This window comes from Streptomyces sp. NPDC090088, from assembly GCF_044747345.1.
Classification (GTDB): domain Bacteria; phylum Actinomycetota; class Actinomycetes; order Streptomycetales; family Streptomycetaceae; genus Streptomyces.
Genome location: NZ_JBIVDZ010000002.1, coordinates 697,796 through 715,394, shown reverse-complemented (window position 1 = coordinate 715,394; position 17,599 = coordinate 697,796). Strand labels below are relative to the sequence as shown.

Genomic DNA, 17,599 nt, shown 5'->3' with positions numbered 1-17,599 from the left:
CCCCCGCGGAGCGCGAGGGGCCGGAGCCGGCGGGTGTTCAGGGGCAGCTGATGCGGCTGTCGCCGGGGTCGGTGGTGCAGGTGTCGAAGCCGATGCCGCCGTTGGCCGTGTCGTTGCCGGAGACGCCGTCGGTGGTGGTCACCCGGTCGTTGCCCGCGGAGCCGTTCACGGTGTCGTTGCCCGGGCCGCCGTAGAGGGTGTCGTTGCCGTTGCCTCCGTCGATGGTGTCGTTGCCGTAGTCGCCGTAGACGGTGTCGCTGCCGTCGACGCCGCGGAGGGTGTCGTTGCCGCTCAGGCCGCAGATCACGTCGTTGCCGCTGGTGCCGGTGAGGGTGTCGGTGCCGCTGGTGCCGATGATGGTGCAGCCCCGGGAGTTGGCGGCGGTGCCGGTGGCCGTGGCGGTGTTGTTGCCGGTCGCCGGGTCGGTCTGGGGGGCCGTGACCGTGGCGGTGTTGCGGAGGGTGCCGGTGGCGCGGGGTTCGGCGACCACCGTGACCGTCGCGCTCGCGCCCGCGGCCAGGGTGTTCAGGGAGCAGGTGGCGCCGGTGGCGGTGGTGGTGCAGCTGCCCTGGGAGGGCGTGGCCGAGATCAGGGTCGCGCCCCCGCCGGAGAGGGCGTCGGTCAGGGTGACCCCGGTGGCGGTCGCGGTGGAGGCGGTCGCGTTGGTCACGCGGACGGTGTAGGTGGCGCGGTCGCCGAGGGTGACGGAGGCCGGTCCGGTCTTGGTGACGGAGAGGTCGGCGGTGGGCGGGGGCGGGGTCGTGCCGCCGCCGCCCAGGTAGCGGGCGAGCGCGAAGTCGCTGCCCGGTCCGCCCTGGCCGGCGGCGACGATCCTGCCGTCGGACTGGATCGCCACGCCGTGGGCGGCGTCGCTGCCGCCGAAGCCCGTGGCCACCCGGCCGCCGGTGCCGAAGCCGCTGTCCAGGCTGCCGTCGGTGTTGTACCGCCAGACGTTGAACCCGCCGGTCCCGCTGCCTGCGACGACGATCCGTCCGTCGCTCTGCAGCTTGACGTCCTGGGCGGACCCGCCGGGGGTGACGACCAGGCCGTTGCCGTCGAAGCTCGGGTCCAGGGTGCCGTTGGTGTTGTAGCGGGCCAGCGCGACCCCGGCGCCGCCCCCGCCGGCCGCGACGATCTTGCCGTCGGGCTGGACGGCGAGCGCCTCCGCGGTGTCGTAGTTGCCGAAGTCGGTGCGCTGGATGCCGCCGTTGCCGAAGCCGGTGTCGAGGGTGCCGCCGGCGTTGTAGCGGACGAGCACGAAGTCGAAGCGGGTCTGTCCGACCTGGCCCGCGACCACGATCCTGCCGTCGGGCTGGAGGGCGAGGGCGCGCACGTCGCCGCCCTCCTGCGGGGAGGTGCCCAGGGGGGTGGTGACCATGCCGTCGCCGCTGAAGCCGGTGTCCGGGCTGCCGTCGGGGTTGTAGCGGGCGACCGCGGCCTGGCCGCCGACATAGCCTGCGGCGACGATCTTTCCGTCGGGCTGCACCGCGACGTCCATGGCCTCTTCGGGGGTGCCGAAGTCGGTGAACACCCGGCCGTCACCGCCGCCGAAGCCCGTGTCCAGCGTGCCGTCCGTGTTGTAGCGGGCCACGGTGAACCAGCAGCAGTTCTCGTACCCGCGCCAACTGCCGCCCGCGACCACGATCTTGCCGTCGGGCTGCAGCGCCACGGCGTGCGCCTCGCTCCACTGGAGGTCGCCGTCCGTGATCAGGTTGTTGATGGGGGTGGTGACCTTGCCGTCGCCGCCGAAGCCCGGGTCCAGGGTGCCGTCGGGGTTGTGCCGGGTCAGCGCGAAGTCGCTCTCCGGTACCGAGTCGTCGGCGGAGGAGCCGACGGAGACGATCTTGCCGTCGGGCTGTACCGCCACGTCGTTCGCCGCGTCGGTGCCGCCGACGTCGGTGAGGACCGTGCCGCCGTTGCCGAAGCCGGTGTCCAGGTCGCCGGGGGCGGCGACCGCGGTGCCGGGCAGGGCCAGGACGAGCGCCAGGAGGGCGGCCGTCACGGTTCCGGCCCGGATCGTGAGCGATCGAACACCAGGTGTGAACGATCGAACATATGGTGTGATCATGGACGCCAGCGTCCCGGCGCCGGTCCCCGGGTCCACGCGCCACGAGCCGCCTTGCGCCCACCGGCCGCAGGAAATCAGCCCGGCGGGCGACCGGTACCCCACCCACACAGGCGAAGGCCTGCCGTCACCGCGACCGTCGGGGCGGACGGAGGCAGGTGACGGCAGGCCTGTCGGCCGCACACGCCGTTGTGCGCGGCCTCGCCGGTTCACACCGCGGCCGGCCGTGACGATCGCTGGTCAGGGCACATCCCCCAACCGGCCGCGGAGTCTTTCGTACGGGACTCAGCCCAGGCGCTCGACCAGCGACCGGTACTCGTCCCACAGCTCCTTCGGCGTGTGCTCGCCGAAGGTGTTGAGGTGGTCGGGAACGAGCGCGGCCTCCTCCCGCCAGACCTCCTTGTCGACGGTCAGCAGGAAGTCGAGGTCGCTGTCGGCGAGGTCGAGCCCGTTGGTGTCGAGGGCCTCCCGGGTCGGCAGCACACCGATCGGCGTCTCCACGCCCTCGGCCTTGCCGTCCAGCCGCTCCACGATCCACTTCAGGACGCGGGAGTTCTCGCCGAAGCCCGGCCAGACGAACTTGCCCGCGTCGTTCTTGCGGAACCAGTTGACGTAGTAGATCTTCGGGAGCTTCGCCTGGTCCTTGTCCTTGGCGACGTCGACCCAGTGGGCCATGTAGTCGCCCATGTTGTAGCCGCAGAACGGCAGCATCGCGAACGGGTCGCGGCGCAGCTCGCCGACCTTGCCCTCGGCGGCGGCGGTCTTCTCGGAGGCCACGTTGGCGCCGAGGAAGACACCGTGGTTCCAGTCGAAGGACTCGGTCACCAGCGGGACGGCGGTGGCGCGGCGGCCGCCGAAGAGGATCGCCGAGATCGGCACGCCCTTCGGGTCCTCCCACTCCGGCGCGATGATCGGGCACTGCGAGGCGGGGACGGTGAAGCGGGCGTTGGGGTGGGCGGCCGGGGTCTCGGAGCCCGGCGTCCAGTCGTTGCCCTTCCAGTCCGTGAGGTGGGCCGGAGTCTCCTCCGTCATGCCCTCCCACCAGATGTCGTCGTCGTCGGTGAGGGCGACGTTGGTGAAGACCGCGTTGCCCCACAGCGTCTTCATCGCGTTGGCGTTGGTGTGCTCACCGGTGCCGGGCGCGACGCCGAAGAAGCCGGCCTCGGGGTTGATCGCGTAGAGGCGGCCGTCCTCGCCGAACCGCATCCAGGCGATGTCGTCGCCGATGGTCTCGACGGTCCACCCGGAGACGGTGGGCTCCAGCATGGCGAGGTTGGTCTTGCCGCAGGCGCTCGGGAAGGCGGCGGCGACGTACTTCGACTCGCCCTGCGGGGGCGTGAGTTTGAGGATCAGCATGTGCTCGGCGAGCCAGCCCTCGTCGCGGGCCATCACCGACGCGATGCGCAGGGCGTAGCACTTCTTGCCGAGCAGGGCGTTGCCGCCGTAGCCGGAGCCGTAGGACCAGATCTCGCGCGACTCGGGGAAGTGCGAGATGTACTTGGTCCGGTTGCACGGCCAGGGGACGTCCGCCTCGCCCTCGGCGAGCGGGGCGCCGAGGGTGTGCACGGCCTTCACGAAGAAGCCGTCGTCACCGAGTTCGTCGAGGACGGCCTGGCCCATGCGCGTCATCGTGCGCATGGAGACGGCGACGTACGCGGAGTCGGTGATCTCCACGCCGAGCGCGGAGAGCGGCGAGCCCAGCGGGCCCATGCAGAACGGGACGACGTACATCGTCCGGCCCTTCATCGAGCCGCGGAACAGGCCCTTCTCGCCCGAGAAGATCTCCCGCATCTCCGCGGGGTCCTTCCAGTGGTTGGTCGGGCCGGCGTCCTTCTCCTGCTCGGAGCAGATGAAGGTGCGGTCCTCGACCCGGGCGACATCGGTCGGGTCGGAGGCCGCGTAGTAGGAGTGGGGGCGCTTGATCGGGTCGAGCTTCTTGAAGGTGCCCTTCGCCACGAGCTCTTCGCACAGTCGCTCGTACTCGGCCTCGGATCCGTCACACCAGACCACGCTGTCCGGCTGCGTCAGTTCGACGATCTCGTTGACCCACGAGATCAGTTCCTGATGGTTGGTGGGGATGACGGTGGTGGGAGCCGCGATGTCGCGCGCCACGATTGCTCCTAAATGAGGGTTTTTTTGATCTTTTTGGTCCGCTGAGGACCTCGTCGCCCCGTGGGGGCTGCGACCCGGATGCTTCGTAGCCGCTCATCCGGTGCCGACCGCACTCATTTGATCCTCCGACTCGATCACCCATCTGTCCAGAGGGAGTCACAGATGAGCGACGTGAGGAACGCCACGGTTTCCGTGTTTTCCTGCGCTTCTTTGCGTCCACGTGGAGTTCAGCTTGAGATCTTTTTGCGAGAGATGAGACGATGGCCACTCCGGCAAGGTCATAAAGCGAGACCGACCCGTTACCTACGGTTCCGTAGGTACGATGCGGTGCATGACTGCGTCCGCCCCCGCCGCGCTCTCGTCCCTGTCGCAACAGGTCAAGCCCAAGCTGCGCGGCTGGCTGCACCTGGGCATGTTCCCGGCCGTACTCGTCGCGGGACTCGTCCTCACCGCCCTCGCGGACTCACCGCGCGGCCGGATCGCCTGCGGGATCTACGTCCTGACGGCCTGCCTGCTGTTCGGCGTGAGCGCGCTGTACCACCGGGGCGACTGGAGCCCGCGCATGGACGGCATCCTGCGCAGACTCGACCACGCCAACATCTTCCTGATCATCGCCGGCACGTACACGCCCCTGACCATGCTGCTGCTGCCCGGAGCGAAGGGGCAGTGGCTGCTGTGGGGCATCTGGGGCGCGGCGGCCGCGGGCATCGTCTTCCGGGTGTTCTGGGTCGGCGCCCCGCGCTGGCTGTACACGCCCTGCTACATAGCGATGGGCTGGGCGGCGGTCTTCTTCCTGCCCGACTTCATGCGCACCGGCGGTATCGCCGTGCTGGTCCTGGTGATCGTGGGCGGCCTGCTCTACAGCGCGGGCGGCGTGATCTACGGCATCAAGCGCCCCAACCCGTCCCCGCGCTACTTCGGCTTCCACGAGGTCTTCCACTCCCTCACGCTGGCCGCGTTCGTCGTCCACTACGTGGGGATCTCCCTGGTGGCGTACCAGCACGCGTAGCTCTCCCGCTCCTTCTCCGAGTGGCCACGGCTTCCCAGCCGTGGCCACTTTTGCATGCCCTGACACCGACTCACCATTGACAGTCCCTAGATTTTGAGAGCTACTCTCATTTCATGGTTACTGTCACTCAGTCCGAAGAGACACGTCTCGACCCCCGCCGCTGGTGGGCGCTGGGCGCCCTGGTCGCGAGCATGCTGGTGCTCGGGTTCGACACCACGATCCTCAACGTGGCGCTGCCGACCATGGCCGAGCAGCTCGGCGCCACCACCAGCCAGCAGCAGTGGATGGCCGACGCCTACGTCGTCGTCTTCGCCTCGCTGATGCTCCCGGCCGGACTGCTCGGCGACCGCTTCGGCCGCCGCCGGATGCTCGTCACCGGCCTCGTGATCTTCCTGGGCGGCTCGGTGATCGGCGCCCTCGCCGGCGACGTGAACTGGGTGATCGCCGCCCGCACCGTGATGGGCGTCGGCGCGGCCCTGGTCATGCCGCTGGCGATGTCCGTGCTGCCCTCGCTGTTCGGGCCCGCCGAGCGCACCCGGGCCGTCGGCATCGTCTCGGCCGCCTCCGCGCTCGGTCTGCCGCTCGGCCCGATCATCGGCGGCTGGCTGCTCAACCACTTCTGGTGGGGCTCGGTCTTCCTGATCAACGTGCCGATGGTCGCCATCGGCGTCGCCGCCTGCGTCTTCCTGCTCCCCGAGACCAGCGACCCCGCGTCCCCGAAGGTCGACGTCCTGTCCACCGTGCTCACCGCGACCGGCCTCGGCACCCTGATCTACGCGATCATCGAGGCCCCCGACCGCGGCTGGGGCGACCGGCTGGTCCTGGTCCTGTTCGCCCTCGCCGTGGTCCTCGTCGGGGCCCTGGTGCTGCGCGAACGCCAGGTGGAGCGCCCCATGCTCGACATGGGGCTGCTCACCCACCGCGGTTTCCTGCTGAACGCGACCGCGGCGACCCTGGTGATGTTCGTGCTCTCCGGCCTGATGTTCGTGCTGCCGCCCTACCTCCAGGCGGTCCTCGGCAACGACGCCTTCGGCACCGGCCTGCGCATGCTGCCCATGATGGGCGGCCTGATCATCGCCGCGCGGGCCGCGCAGCCGCTCGTCGAACGCTTCGGGGCCCGGGCCGTGGTCGCCGCGGGCCTGGTCGTCCTCGCCTTCGCCGCCCTCCTCGGCAGCCGTACGACCGTCCACGACGGCTACGGCTTCACCGCGCTGTGGCTCTCCGTCGCGGGCCTCGGCTTCGGCTTCTCCGTCGTCCCCTCGATGGACGGCGCGCTCGCCGCCCTGCCCGCGGACCGGGCCGGCAGCGGCTCCGGACTGCTGATGACCCTGCGCCAGGTCGGCGGCGCCATCGGCATCGCCCTGCTCGGCAGCCTGCTGGCCGGCGCCTTCCGCGACCGCCTGGACACCACCGGCCTGCCCGCCCCGCTCGGCCACACCGCCGGCGAGTCGGTGGTCGCCGCCCACCTGGTCGCCGGAAAAACGGGCTCGACCGAGCTGATCGCCTCGGCGAACGCCTCGTACGTCCACGGCATGGGCCTGGTCCTGATGGTCTGCGGCATCGCCGCCCTCGCCACCGCCCTGCTGGCCGCCGCGCTGCTACCCAACGCCCCGACCGACCGCCGTACCGAGGGGAACGAGTCCCCGGCCGTGGCCTCCGCCACCGCCGATGCCGGACAATGACCAGCATGACGGCACCAGACACCTCCTTCTCCGCCGCCGACAACCCCCGGCTCGGCCTGCGCGAACGGAAGAAGATCAAGACCCGCGAGGCCATCCGCTCCGCGACCTACGCGCTGGTCGAGGAGCAGGGGTACGACGCCACGACGATCGAGCAGATCGCCGAGCGGGCCGAGGTGTCGCCGTCGACCGTCTTCCGGTACTTCCCGACCAAGGAGGACATCGTCCTCACCGACGAGTACGACCCGCTCATGGTGGAGGAGCTCCGGTCCCGGCCCGGCGACGAGCCGTGGCCGGACTCCCTCCGCCATGTGATGCGCCGGGCGGTCCGGCTGGGCATGAAGGAACCCCTCCGGGTCTCCCGGCTCCGCACCCGGCTGATGACCGAGGTCCCGGCGGTCCGGTCCCGGATGATGGAGAGCATGTCGGAGACCGGCCGCATGCTCTGCCGGGCCATCGGCGAGCGCACCGGCCGGGACCCGCAGAGCCTGGAGGTCCGGGTCTACGCGATGTCGATCATCGGCGGGCTCATGGAGACCTCGATGTACTGGGCGGAGAACGAGCACGAGGACGACTTCGAGTCCCTCGTCGACCGCGCCCTGAACGTCATCGAGCACGGCCTGCCCACCGAAAACCACTGAGGTCACGGCCGTCGCCCATGCCATCCTGACCGGGTGAACGCTCCCGAGATCCACGTCGAAGTCGCCCCCGAGCTGGCCCTGTTCGTCCCGCACGCCCGGCGCGTCGGCGCCCACCCGCTCGCCGTCGACGGCGTCTCGACGCTCGGCCACGTCATCGAGTCCCTCGGCGTCCCCCTCACCGAGGTCGGCGCCCTGCTGGTGGACGGCCGCGAAGTCCCCGTCGCCCACATCCCGGCACACGGCGAGCGGGTGACCGTACGCCCGGTCACCCGCCCCCAGCCCGTCCCCGGCGCCCCGCTCCGCTTCCTCCTCGACGTCCACCTCGGCACCCTCGCCCGCCGCCTCCGCCTCCTCGGCGTCGACACGGCCTACGAGTCCACCGACATCGGCGACCCGGCCCTCGCGACCCGCTCGGCGACGGAGCGGCGCGTGCTGCTCAGCCGCGACCGGGGCCTGCTCCGCCGCCGCGAACTCTGGGCCGGCGCCTACGTCTACAGCACCGCCCCCGACGACCAACTCCACGACGTCCTCGACCGCTTCGCCCCCGACCTCCGCCCCTGGACCCGCTGCACAGCCTGCAACGGCCTGCTGAAGAAGGCGACGAAGGAGGAAGTGGCTGCCCAGCTCAAGGGCGGCACCGAGCGCTCGTACGACGTCTTCGCCCAGTGCACGGCCTGCGGCCGCGCCTACTGGAAGGGCGCGCACCACGATCAACTGGAGGAGATCGTGAAACGCGCCCTGGCGATGTAGCGCCCCTTTAGGGGCGCGGGGAACTGCGCGACCAGCCCCCACCCACCCGCAGCCGACTACCGCACGTCAGCCCGCTCACACACCACCCCGTTCCGATTCCGGTCAAGGCCCAGCGGATCGTCCTTCCCGTTCACCTTCAACCGCCCGTACTGGTTCGTCTTCAACCACGCGCACCGCGCCGCCGCCGTCTTCTTCACGGACTTCGGAAACGCCGTAGGCACACACACGTTCACCGACCCGTAGTGCCGGTCGCACCCGGAGATCGTCGTGCTCACCGGCTGCGAGGCCCGCTTCTGCGACGCCCCCGAGGTCTTCCCCGCGAGGGCGTCCGCGAAGGAGTGGACGTGCGCCGAGGCGTCCCCGAGCGCGGCCGGCCCCTGCAGATGCACCCACTTCGCCACCGACGGCACCCCGTTCGCGTCGACCGCGAACAGCATGTACCAGCCGGGCGGCGCCAGATTCGGGTTGCTGGTGACGTTGAGGTCGACGTTGTTGCCGTCGACGGACAACGGCAGGTCCACGAACCGCTGGTTCGGGTCGGACGAGTGCGTGACCGCCGCCGGACGGATCAGCTCCGCCTTGGCGATGGGCCGGTCGACGGTGATCCGCTGGGTGTCGCCGTACTTCCACTCCTGGTTGATGACGGAGGTGATCGTCGGCCGGGTGCCCTTGTACAGGTAGGGCGGCGAGTAGATCGACACGTTGTGGTTCCAGGTGCCGTTGCCGGGGTTGTCGCCGGTGGCCATCACCCGCCCGTCGGGCAGCAGGAACGCCGAGGAGTGGTACCCCCGGGCCTCGGGATCCGCGGCCACGGAGTCGAACGCGCCGGTGTCCGGGTCGTAGAGCGACGACTCGTACACCGGATCGGCCCGGTTGTGCAGCGCGCCGCCCGTCTCAAGGACCTTGCCGTCGGGAAGCAGCACAGCGGAGACGTACATCTTGCCCTGGTTCCCGGTCTCGGCCACCTTGCCGTTGCCCAGGTCCACCGTGCCCTGCGGCAGCGGCGGCCCGGCGACGTACGACGGGTTCGCGGCCTTGAGGTCGATGACGTCCGTGAGCCGGTTCGCGTCCGGGTTGGAGTCGATGTTGCCGCCGCCCAGGGTGAGCACCTTCTGGTCCTGCGCCGGAGGCAGCAGCACGCTCGCCGACTGGTCGCGCTCGTCCTTGTTCTGGAGCCCGGGGATCTGGGTGATGGTGTTGGCGTCGTAGTCGTAGATCGCGGAGCCGGTCCCGGGGATGTTGTTGCCGAAGACATGGCTGCCGGAGTAGAAGAGCCGCCCGTCCTGCATCAGGATCATCGACGGGTACAGCCCCCAGTACGACCAGGTCTGGTGCACGTCCCCGAGGCCCAGCCACTTCTGCTGGGCGTCGGACCAGTACTCCGCCGTCACCGAGCCGGAGGAGTCCTCGCGCAGGCCGCCGAAGGAGATGACGTCACCGTTGCCCAGTTCGGTCGCCGACGGGTACCAGTGGCCGTCGTTGAGGTCGTTGGTCCTGCTGTAGGTCTCGGTGACCGGGTCGAAGGCGTACGAGTCCTTGTACCCCTCGTAGCCGTGCCCGCCGGCGACCGGATAGGCCTTGTTGCCGCTCATCACGAGCACCCGGCCGTCCTGCAGCTGCACATGCCCGGAGCAGAACATGTCCTTCGGCGTCGGGATCACCTTGTACGTGCCGTTCGCCGGGTCGTACACCGCGCTGGTGAAGCTCCCCGCGGCGAAGTTCTCCTCGCTGTTGCCGGAGCCCGCGATCAGCAGCACCTTGCCGTTGTTGAGGACGACGGAGTGCATGGAACGGACCGGGTTCTGGGTCGGGAGGACCTCCCAACCACCGTCCGCGCACTGGGTGGTGGTGCCCGTGCAGGAGGCCGGCGGCACGACGTCCGGCACCTGGTCCATGGTGTAGTCGTCCGTGGTCACCGAGCCGGTGCCGTAGACCGAGACACCCCAGGTGATGCGGTCGGTACCGGCGGGCACCTCGGGGGTGCGGACCGTCGCCTGGGTGTACGCGGACGCCATGTCGAGGGTCTTGAGGTCGGTCCAGTACTGCCAGCCGGCCGTCGTGTCGTGCCGGAACAGCGTGACGGCGGTGTCCGGGGTCGTCGACTTGTACCAGAGGGAGAGGTCGTACTGCTTGCCCGCCGTGACGACGGGCGCGCAGTCGGTCGACTCGGTGATCAGGGCTTTACGGTCGCCGTCGACGCGGCGGGTCAGTGTCACCTTCATCGCGGCGGAGCCGGAGTGGGCGTCGGCGACGGTCGCGAAGTCGAAGTCGTTGTCGCCCCAGCCGGACTTCTCCCAGCAGTACGGCATGCCGTCCGTGCCCGTCGTCTCGAAGCCCGGGTTCTTCACGAGGTTGGCGGCCTCGGCGGACTGCGGTGCGGTGAGCAGCAGTCCGGCGGTCAGGGCGCCCACCCCGACCAGTGCCGTCCTTCTTCGGTACGGTTTCACGCGGCTCTCCTTGCGTCTTTCTTACGTCGCGGCAGGTACACCAGCGCCTCGGTCCCCACGAAGCGCAGGACGAACGTCGTCACCAGCGCCAGCGTGGTCGCGGGCAGCGCCCCCATCCCGAACCGGCCGACGAGCAGGGCGATCAGCGGGATGCGCAGCACCAGGTCGGCGTTGGCGAGCAGCGCGAACCGGCCGACCCGGTCCCACCGGCGGCGGTGGGCCCGCCGGTCGCGGAACAGCAGATGGTCGATGAGGACGAAGTTCCAGGCGACGCCGAGCTGGTTGGCGAGGATCTCGGCGGGGACGTAGTGCAGGCCGAGGGCGGTCAGCGCCCACAGCCCGACGAGGTTCGGCACGAAGCCGCTCAGGCCGATCAGCCCGAAGCCGATCAGGCGGGCGGCCGGCGAGGCGGTGCGCAGCCCGGCCAGATGGCGCAGGAAGCGCAGGCCCTCCTGCGCGGTCGACTTGGACTCCCCGGCGAACCGGTCCTGGAAGACGAAGGGGACCTCGGCGACCTCGCGCGGCCGGCTCCGCACCGCCAGCTCCAGGAGGATCTTGTAGCCCAGCGGCTTCAGCACATCGGCCGTGACCACGCTCCGCCGGATCGCGAAGAACCCGCTCATCGGGTCGCTGATGCCGTGCAGCCGGCGCGGGAACAGGGACTTGGTCAGCCAGGTCGCCCCGCGCGAGACGGCGACCCGGTAGCTGCCGGCGAGCCCGGCCCGGCTGCCGCCCTTGATGTACCGGGAGGCGACCACGAGCCCGGCGTTGCTCCGCTCCCCGGTGGCCACCAGCTCCGGTACCAGGGACGGCGGATGCTGGCAGTCGCCGTCCATGACCACGACCCAGTCGGAGGTGGCGGCCTTCAGCCCCTCCACCACCGCGCCGCCGAGTCCGCCCACCGGTTCCTCCCGGTGCAGCACGGCCACCGGGAACGGGCAGTCCCGCGCGGCCTCGCGGATGACCTCGGGGGTGTCGTCGGTGGAGTCGTCGACGAAGACCACCTCGCAGGGCAGCCGGGCGGGCACCGACTCGGTGATCTGGCGCAGCAACTGCCGTACGTTCCCCGACTCGTTGAAGGTCGGTACGACGATGGTGACGGCGCCCGGTTCGGGAACCTCGGTGGCCTTCAGCCCCGGGGCGGGGACGGTGTACTCGTGGCCGCTCATCGGACTCCCCCTGCGATCTGCCGGATCTCGATGCGGTCGTCGCCGGTGCCGAAGACGGCGACCGGGGTGGAGTGCCGGAGCGCGGCCTTGACGTTGGGCAGGTCGCGGGCGTCCCGCCGTACCGTCGGTGAGGCGACCACGTAGTCGAGGTCGCGCCAGCCGTGCGGCAGGGTCTTGGTGACGGCCGGGTCGAGGTCGGCCTTGTAGAACCAGATGACGCCGAGGCCGGGCCGGTAGCCCTGGTGGACGAGGTCGAGCCAGAGCGCGTCGTCGACGAGGACGCGGGTGTCGGCGGGGTCGGCGACCTTGCTGCCGAGCCACTTCGAGGCCTGCCGGTAGGGCGCGTTGGCGTCGGCGGTGACGGCGGTGCGGTCGCCGTCGTACCACTTCGGTACGGTGTAGGCGCCGGCGGCGAGGGCGAGTACGGCGGCCAGCGCGTACCGGCCGTAGGTCACGGCCCGCCGCTCGCTCGCGGCGCGCCATCTGCGCAGGGTGGCGTGGGCGACGGACGCGGTGGCGCCGGCGAGGACGAGGGCCAGGAAGGGCAGCGCGCCGATGATGTACATCGCGGGCAGATAGCCGTTCGGGCGCATCGCGACGGCGGTCAGGATGGCCACGGCGAGGGCCGGTCCGGCGAGGGCGCGGGCGGTGACCGACCAGCGGTGCGCGACGAGCAGGAGCAGGGCGCCGGCGAGGCCGCCGACGGGCAGCACACGGTCGTAGTACAGCCAGGAGTGCAGCACGCCGTACGAGCCGGAGGTGGTGTCCAGGAGGAAGCCCGAACCGGGCCGGGACATCTGGTACTTGACGCCGTCCCAGAGGGAGACGTGGCCGGCGCCCGGCAGCAGCTCGCCCTTGAGGAGGGCGAACAAGGGGTAGGAGAGGCCCGCCAGGGTGCAGGCGGTGATGGCGCCGGTGAGGGCGAACTTGCGGGTGTCGGCGTGGCCGTGACGCCACATGGTGACCAGCAGCGCCGGGAGGACGACGAGCATCGTCTCCTTGGTCAGCACCCCCGCGGCGGCGGCGAGTCCGGCGCCGAAGTGGTGCCAGAGGTGGCGGCTGGGCGAGGCGGCGAGGCAGAAGGCCAGCAGCAGCCACATCACGGCGATGTTGTCGAGGAAGATCTCGCGTTGCAGGACGACCGCGAGCGGCGAGAGCCCGAAGAGGGCCATGCCGAGTCCGGCCGCCCAGCGGGGCAGCGAGAGGCGGCGGCCGAGGACGTAGACGAGGACCGCGCTGACGCCGCTGACCAGGAGCATCGCCACGCGCATCGAGCCGACGGTCATCAGGGAGGGGTCGAGGGCGGAGGGTATCCAGGTGAGCACGGCTATCTGGATCCAGCCGAGCGGCGGGTGGTCGTACCAGTAGGTGTAGTGGGCCAGGCCCCGGCCCTCCTGGACGGCCCAGGCCTGGGCGAGGTAGGTGCCCTCGTCGTCGCTGAGGGTGGGGTAGTCGGCGATGTTCCAGCCCTGGACGACGAGGATCACGAGCAGCAGGACCCCGCACAGGAGCAGGTCCGGGCGGGAGGAGCGGAGCCGGAGCGGTGGACTCGTTCGACCGGTCGAACCGGCCGTGGGCACAGGTCGGCGCTGCGCGGGGACCTTGGGAGCGGTCACCGCGGGAAGGGTGGAGGTCACGCAGGAACGTCCTCTCGGATCGTCTCGGCCGCGGTGAGGTGCGCGCCGACGTGAGTGGTCAACTCCCAGTCGTTCCGGCCGCGTTGCTCGCGCCACACTGCGCGGATCGCTGCTCCGGCGAGGAGGACCTGATAGAAGGGGCCGCCGACGACGAGCTTCACGTAGTGCACGAAGCGGACGCGCAGCCCGTACTGCTTGCCGAAGTCGTGCAGCCCGACCACCTCGAAGACGAAGGTGACGGCGGCGGTGACCAGCGGCAGGAAGGTGAGGAAGGCGATCCCGACGGGGACGTCGAGGAAGAGGGCGACCGCCGCGTTGAGCGGGATGATCACGCCGGAGAAGGCTTGCAGGAACGGTGTCATCAGGGTGTAGCGGGCGAGCAACCGCTGGCCGAAGCCCGGGAGTTGCTTCCAGTCCTGCTTGCGGTAGACCTGCAGGAAGCCCTGGTTCCAGCGGGTGCGCTGCTTGAGCAGGGACATGAGGGAGCCCGGGGTCTCCTCGCGGGTCACCATGTCGGAGTCGTAGGCGACGACGACCTTCTTGCCGACGGACGAGAGGCGTACGCCCAGGTCGCAGTCCTCGGCCAGGCAGTCGGGGTCCCAGCCGCCGGCCTCCCTGAGCACGGCCGTCCGTACGAAGACGGTGTTGCCGCCGAGCGGGATGAACCCCTTCTGCGCGTGCAGGTGGAGCCGGGAGCGGAACCAGAAGAAGTACTCCAGGCAGTTGCGCAGGCTGTACCAGCTGGAGTGGAAGTTGATGAGCTGGACGCCGCCCTGGACGACGTCGGCCTCCGTGGTGCGGAAGGCGTGGTCCACGTGGGCCAGCAGCTCCGGGTGGACCTGGTCCTCGGCGTCGAAGACCCCGACGACGTCGCCGCGGCAGTGCGGCAGCGCCGTGTTCATGGCCTTCGGCTTGTTCTTCTTCTCATGGGTGTCGACGACGACCCTCACGCGCGGGTCGCGCTCGGCGGCCCGCTCCGCGACCGCCGTGGTCTCGGGGTCGTCGTGGCCGACGATGACGATGATCTCGAAGTCGGTGTGGCTGGACTCCAGCAGTCGCTGGATGGTGTGGTCGAGCACGGCCTGTTCATGCCGCGCGGGCAGCAGCAGCGAGAACGACAGGTGTTCGCCGCCGTCGGGTCTGCCGAACCGGGTGGAGGCCAGCACTTCGGGCGTACGCCACGCGTGCATCTGCCACCAGAGAGTGAAGGCAGCCATCCAGAACAAGGCCAGCGAGACGGCAGCGATGAAGACAGACGTCAGCAAGGAAAGATCCCCCCAGATCCCAAAACCCCCTGTACGCAACGGTGAGTCACACCCGTCGCGCATCTGTGGAGAGCCTAGGGGGGTTCTGTGAAGCACGGGAGCCGTTCCGATAAATAGCATGTTTCGGAACGGCGCCGCCGTAAGCGGTATCTATCCGAACAGACGCACAATACCGACCGTCTGTTCACCCGTCAGGTCTGTCCTTCTTCGCCTTCAGCTCCGCAGTGCCGCCCCCAGCAGCTCCGGGTCGGTGGTCGGGGCGTCGCAGGTGAAGTGGCGGCAGACGTACGCGGCCGCCGCGCCGTCGACGAGCGGCCGGCCCGCCAGCAGCGGGAACTCGTCACTCTCCGGAGTCCCCACGGCCACGACCGCGCCGGGGGCGGTCCCGAGAAGTGCCGTGCGGTGCAGGGCGGTGGTGTTCCGGTCGTCCGCGCCGGGCCCGACGATCGCGACCTCGCGCGGTCCGTCGAGCAGCGCCTCGGCGACGGCGAGCCCCCATCCGACGAAGCGCGGCACCCGCGGCCCCAGTGTCTTCACGACCCCCAGCGCGCGTTCCGCCGCGGTGCGGTGCGGCTCGGCACCGGTGTGGGCCGCGTAGCCCAGCAGGGCGCCCGCGGCGGCGGTCCAGCCGGAGGGGGTGGCGTTGTCGGTCGGGTCCTGCGGGCGGCGGATGAGCTGCTCGGCGTCGGCCGCGGTGTCGTACAGGGCACCGCTGTCCGGGTCGGTGAAGCGGGTGAGCACATGGTCGAGCAGCAGCCCGGCGAACTCCAGCCAGACCCCCTCGCCGGTCACGGACGCGAGCGCGAGGAAGCCCTCGGCCACGTCGCCGTAGTCCTCCAGCACCCCGGCGTTGGCCCCGACCCGGCCGTCGCGGCTGGTGCGGGCGATCCGCGCGTGGTCGTCGAGGTGCAGGCGTACGAGGAGGTCGGCGGCGCCGACGGCGGCCTCGACCAGGTCGGGCCGGTCGAAGTAGGCGCCGGTCTCGGCGAGCGCGGCGACGGCGAGCCCGTTCCAGGCGGCGACCACCTTGTCGTCCCGGCCGGGGGCGGGGCGCCGCGCCCGAGCGGCCAGCAGCCGCTGCCTGACGGACTCGATCCGCTCGGCGTCGAAGACGCCTTCCTGCTGCGGGAGTTGGAGGACGGACTGGCCGTGCTCGAAAGTGCCCTCCTCGGTGACCCCGAAGTACTGGGCGGCGAGGTCCGCGTCCTCGCCCAGGACCTCGGCGAGCTGGGCGGGCGTCCACACGTAGTACGCGCCCTCGACATGCTTCCCGGTCCCGGTCCCGTCGTCGCTGTCGGCGTCGAGGGCGGAGGCGAACCCGCCCTGTTCGGTGCGGAGTTCGCGGACCATGAAGTCGGCGGTCTCCAGCGCGACCCGGCGGGCCAGCTCGGACCCGGTGGCCCGCCACAGGTGGGCGTAGACCCGGCACAGCAGGGCGTTGTCGTACAGCATCTTCTCGAAGTGCGGCACGACCCAGTCGCGGTCGACGGAGTAGCGGGCGAAGCCGCCGCCGAGCTGGTCGTAGAGGCCGCCGCGGGCCATCCGCTCGCAGGTGTCCGCGGCCATCTGCAGCGCGCCCTCGGCGCCCGTGCGGGCGTGGTGGCGCAGCAGGAACTCGACGACCATGGACGGCGGGAACTTGGGGGCGCCGCCGAATCCGCCGCGCTGCGCGTCGTACTCGCGGGTGAGCCCGAGCAGTGCCTGGGAGAGTTCCTGCTCGCCGGGCGGCCCGTCGCCCTGGTGGCCGAGCTCCCGCTGGGAGAGGTCCCGGACGATCTTCCCGGCGACGTCGGCGACCTCGTCCCGCCGGTCGGTCCAGGCGGCCCGGACGCCCTCCAGGACCTGCCGGAAGGCGGGCATGCCGTGGCGGGGGGCGGGCGGGAAGTAGGTGCCGAAGTAGAAGGGTTCGGCGTCGGGCGTGAGGAAGACGGTCATGGGCCAGCCGCCCTGGCCGGTCGCGGCCTGCACGGCCTCCATGTAGACGGCGTCGACGTCGGGCCGCTCCTCGCGGTCGACCTTGACGCTGACGAAGTGCTCGTTGAGGTAGTCGGCGGTGGCGCGGTCCTCGAAGGACTCGTGGGCCATCACATGGCACCAGTGACAGGAGCTGTATCCGACGCTCAGCAGAACGGGCTTGTTCGCGGTCCGCGCGGCCTCGAAGGCTTCGGCCGACCAGGGCCACCAGTCGACGGGGTTGTCGGCGTGCTGGAGGAGGTACGGGGACGTCTCATGGGCCAGTCGGTTCACCCTCCCACTCTCCCACGGGCTCCGGGGCCGCGTAGAAGCGCAGGTCGACCCGGCGCGCCCCGTCGGGTGCGGTCTCGCCGGGGTGGCCGTACCGGTCGAGGAGTTCCTGGTAGCCGCGGACGAAGGCGTGCAGTTCGTCCTTGGTCATCCAGGTGCCGGCGCGCCGGACCTGGGCCCAGCCGCCCGGTCCCCGGTAGTCGCGGTGGGCGCGGCGGAAGAGCCGGGTGTCCAGCTCGATCTTCAGGAGGGCGAGTTGCTCGGCCGCCGCGTACTCCTCCGGGGCCATCGTGGCCGGGTCGGGTGTGGTGTGCCTGAACGGCAGGCTCCGCCACCAGCGTTCCCGGCCGCCCGACTTCTCCGGGATTTCCTCGATGAGCTTCTGCTCGGCGAGTTTGCGCAGGTGGTAGCTGGTGGTGCCGGAGCTCTCGCCGAGTTCGCGGGCGAGCACCGTGGAGTTGGCCTCGCCGTGCCGGCCGAGGTAGTCGAGGATCCGGCGGCGCAGCGGGTTGCCGAGTGACTTGTAGAGAGCGGTGCGTTCGACGCTGGTCATCTCGGACGTGCCGTCGGTCATGGCTCCA

The 17,599-nt window shown here is 70.7% G+C and carries 12 protein-coding genes; 4 read left to right on the top strand and 8 right to left on the bottom strand.

All coding sequences use genetic code 11. The features are described 5' to 3' along the window. Positions 1-37: 37 nt before the first annotated feature. Complete coding sequence (locus tag ACIPSJ_RS11975; protein ID WP_401345321.1) at positions 38-2,002, bottom strand: calcium-binding protein; 1,965 nt, start codon at positions 2,000-2,002, stop codon at positions 38-40. 348 nt (positions 2,003-2,350) lie between these two features. After that, positions 2,351-4,177, bottom strand: coding sequence for a phosphoenolpyruvate carboxykinase (GTP) (locus tag ACIPSJ_RS11970; protein ID WP_359222166.1), 1,827 nt, complete (start codon positions 4,175-4,177; stop codon positions 2,351-2,353). Between the two features lie 322 nt (positions 4,178-4,499). Between ACIPSJ_RS11970 and ACIPSJ_RS11965 the strand changes: the two genes are divergently transcribed. The 4 genes from ACIPSJ_RS11965 to ACIPSJ_RS11950 all read left to right on the top strand — a co-directional run bounded on the left by ACIPSJ_RS11965 (position 4,500) and on the right by ACIPSJ_RS11950 (position 8,256). Further along, a complete protein-coding gene (locus ACIPSJ_RS11965; protein ID WP_355716890.1) occupies positions 4,500-5,186 on the top strand; it encodes a hemolysin III family protein in 687 nt (228 codons plus the stop codon). A gap of 113 nt (positions 5,187-5,299) precedes the next feature. Next, positions 5,300-6,868: an MFS transporter gene (locus ACIPSJ_RS11960; RefSeq protein ID WP_401345319.1), complete on the top strand. Its 1,569-nt coding sequence runs from the start codon at positions 5,300-5,302 to the stop codon at positions 6,866-6,868. Further along, on the top strand, positions 6,865-7,506 hold the full coding sequence (locus tag ACIPSJ_RS11955; RefSeq protein ID WP_359222169.1) for a TetR family transcriptional regulator: 642 nt from the start codon (positions 6,865-6,867) through the stop codon (positions 7,504-7,506). Before ACIPSJ_RS11960 ends, ACIPSJ_RS11955 begins: the two co-directional genes overlap by 4 nt. 33 nt (positions 7,507-7,539) lie before the next feature. Then, positions 7,540-8,256, top strand: a complete 717-nt coding sequence (locus ACIPSJ_RS11950; RefSeq protein ID WP_401345317.1) for a Mut7-C RNAse domain-containing protein — start codon at positions 7,540-7,542, stop codon at positions 8,254-8,256. 56 nt (positions 8,257-8,312) lie between these two features. On the opposite strand, the gene ACIPSJ_RS11945 is transcribed toward ACIPSJ_RS11950, so the two are convergent. The 6 genes from ACIPSJ_RS11945 to ACIPSJ_RS11920 all read right to left on the bottom strand — a co-directional run bounded on the left by ACIPSJ_RS11945 (position 8,313) and on the right by ACIPSJ_RS11920 (position 17,592). Further along, the gene (locus ACIPSJ_RS11945; protein ID WP_401345315.1) at positions 8,313-10,703 is read right to left on the bottom strand and encodes a galactose oxidase-like domain-containing protein; all 2,391 of its coding nucleotides are present in this window, start codon (positions 10,701-10,703) and stop codon (positions 8,313-8,315) included. Further along, a complete protein-coding gene (locus ACIPSJ_RS11940) occupies positions 10,700-11,872 on the bottom strand; it encodes a glycosyltransferase (RefSeq protein ID WP_401345313.1) in 1,173 nt (390 codons plus the stop codon). The genes ACIPSJ_RS11945 and ACIPSJ_RS11940 overlap by 4 nt, the downstream gene beginning before the upstream one ends. Next, positions 11,869-13,509: an ArnT family glycosyltransferase gene (locus ACIPSJ_RS11935; protein ID WP_401345311.1), complete on the bottom strand. Its 1,641-nt coding sequence runs from the start codon at positions 13,507-13,509 to the stop codon at positions 11,869-11,871. The genes ACIPSJ_RS11940 and ACIPSJ_RS11935 overlap by 4 nt, the downstream gene beginning before the upstream one ends. Further along, positions 13,506-14,774, bottom strand: coding sequence for a glycosyltransferase (locus ACIPSJ_RS11930; protein ID WP_359222176.1), 1,269 nt, complete (start codon positions 14,772-14,774; stop codon positions 13,506-13,508). The genes ACIPSJ_RS11935 and ACIPSJ_RS11930 overlap by 4 nt, the downstream gene beginning before the upstream one ends. 213 nt (positions 14,775-14,987) lie before the next feature. After that, positions 14,988-17,021: a thioredoxin domain-containing protein gene (locus ACIPSJ_RS11925; protein WP_401345309.1), complete on the bottom strand. Its 2,034-nt coding sequence runs from the start codon at positions 17,019-17,021 to the stop codon at positions 14,988-14,990. Beyond that, positions 17,002-17,592, bottom strand: coding sequence for an ArsR/SmtB family transcription factor (locus ACIPSJ_RS11920; RefSeq protein WP_401345307.1), 591 nt, complete (start codon positions 17,590-17,592; stop codon positions 17,002-17,004). Before ACIPSJ_RS11920 ends, ACIPSJ_RS11925 begins: the two co-directional genes overlap by 20 nt. Between the last annotated feature and the right edge of the window lie 7 nt (positions 17,593-17,599).

Bases quoted from the DNA above. Each gene is read 5' to 3' on its own strand.
- ACIPSJ_RS11965 (WP_355716890.1), top strand. From the start codon at position 4,500: ATGCGGTGCATGACTGCGTCCGCCCCCGCCGCGCTCTCGTCCCTGTCG.
- ACIPSJ_RS11960 (WP_401345319.1), top strand. From the start codon at position 5,300: ATGGTTACTGTCACTCAGTCCGAAGAGACACGTCTCGACCCCCGCCGC.
- ACIPSJ_RS11955 (WP_359222169.1), top strand. From the start codon at position 6,865: ATGACCAGCATGACGGCACCAGACACCTCCTTCTCCGCCGCCGACAAC.
- ACIPSJ_RS11940 (WP_401345313.1), bottom strand. From the start codon at position 11,872: ATGAGCGGCCACGAGTACACCGTCCCCGCCCCGGGGCTGAAGGCCACC.
- ACIPSJ_RS11920 (WP_401345307.1), bottom strand. From the start codon at position 17,592: ATGACCGACGGCACGTCCGAGATGACCAGCGTCGAACGCACCGCTCTC.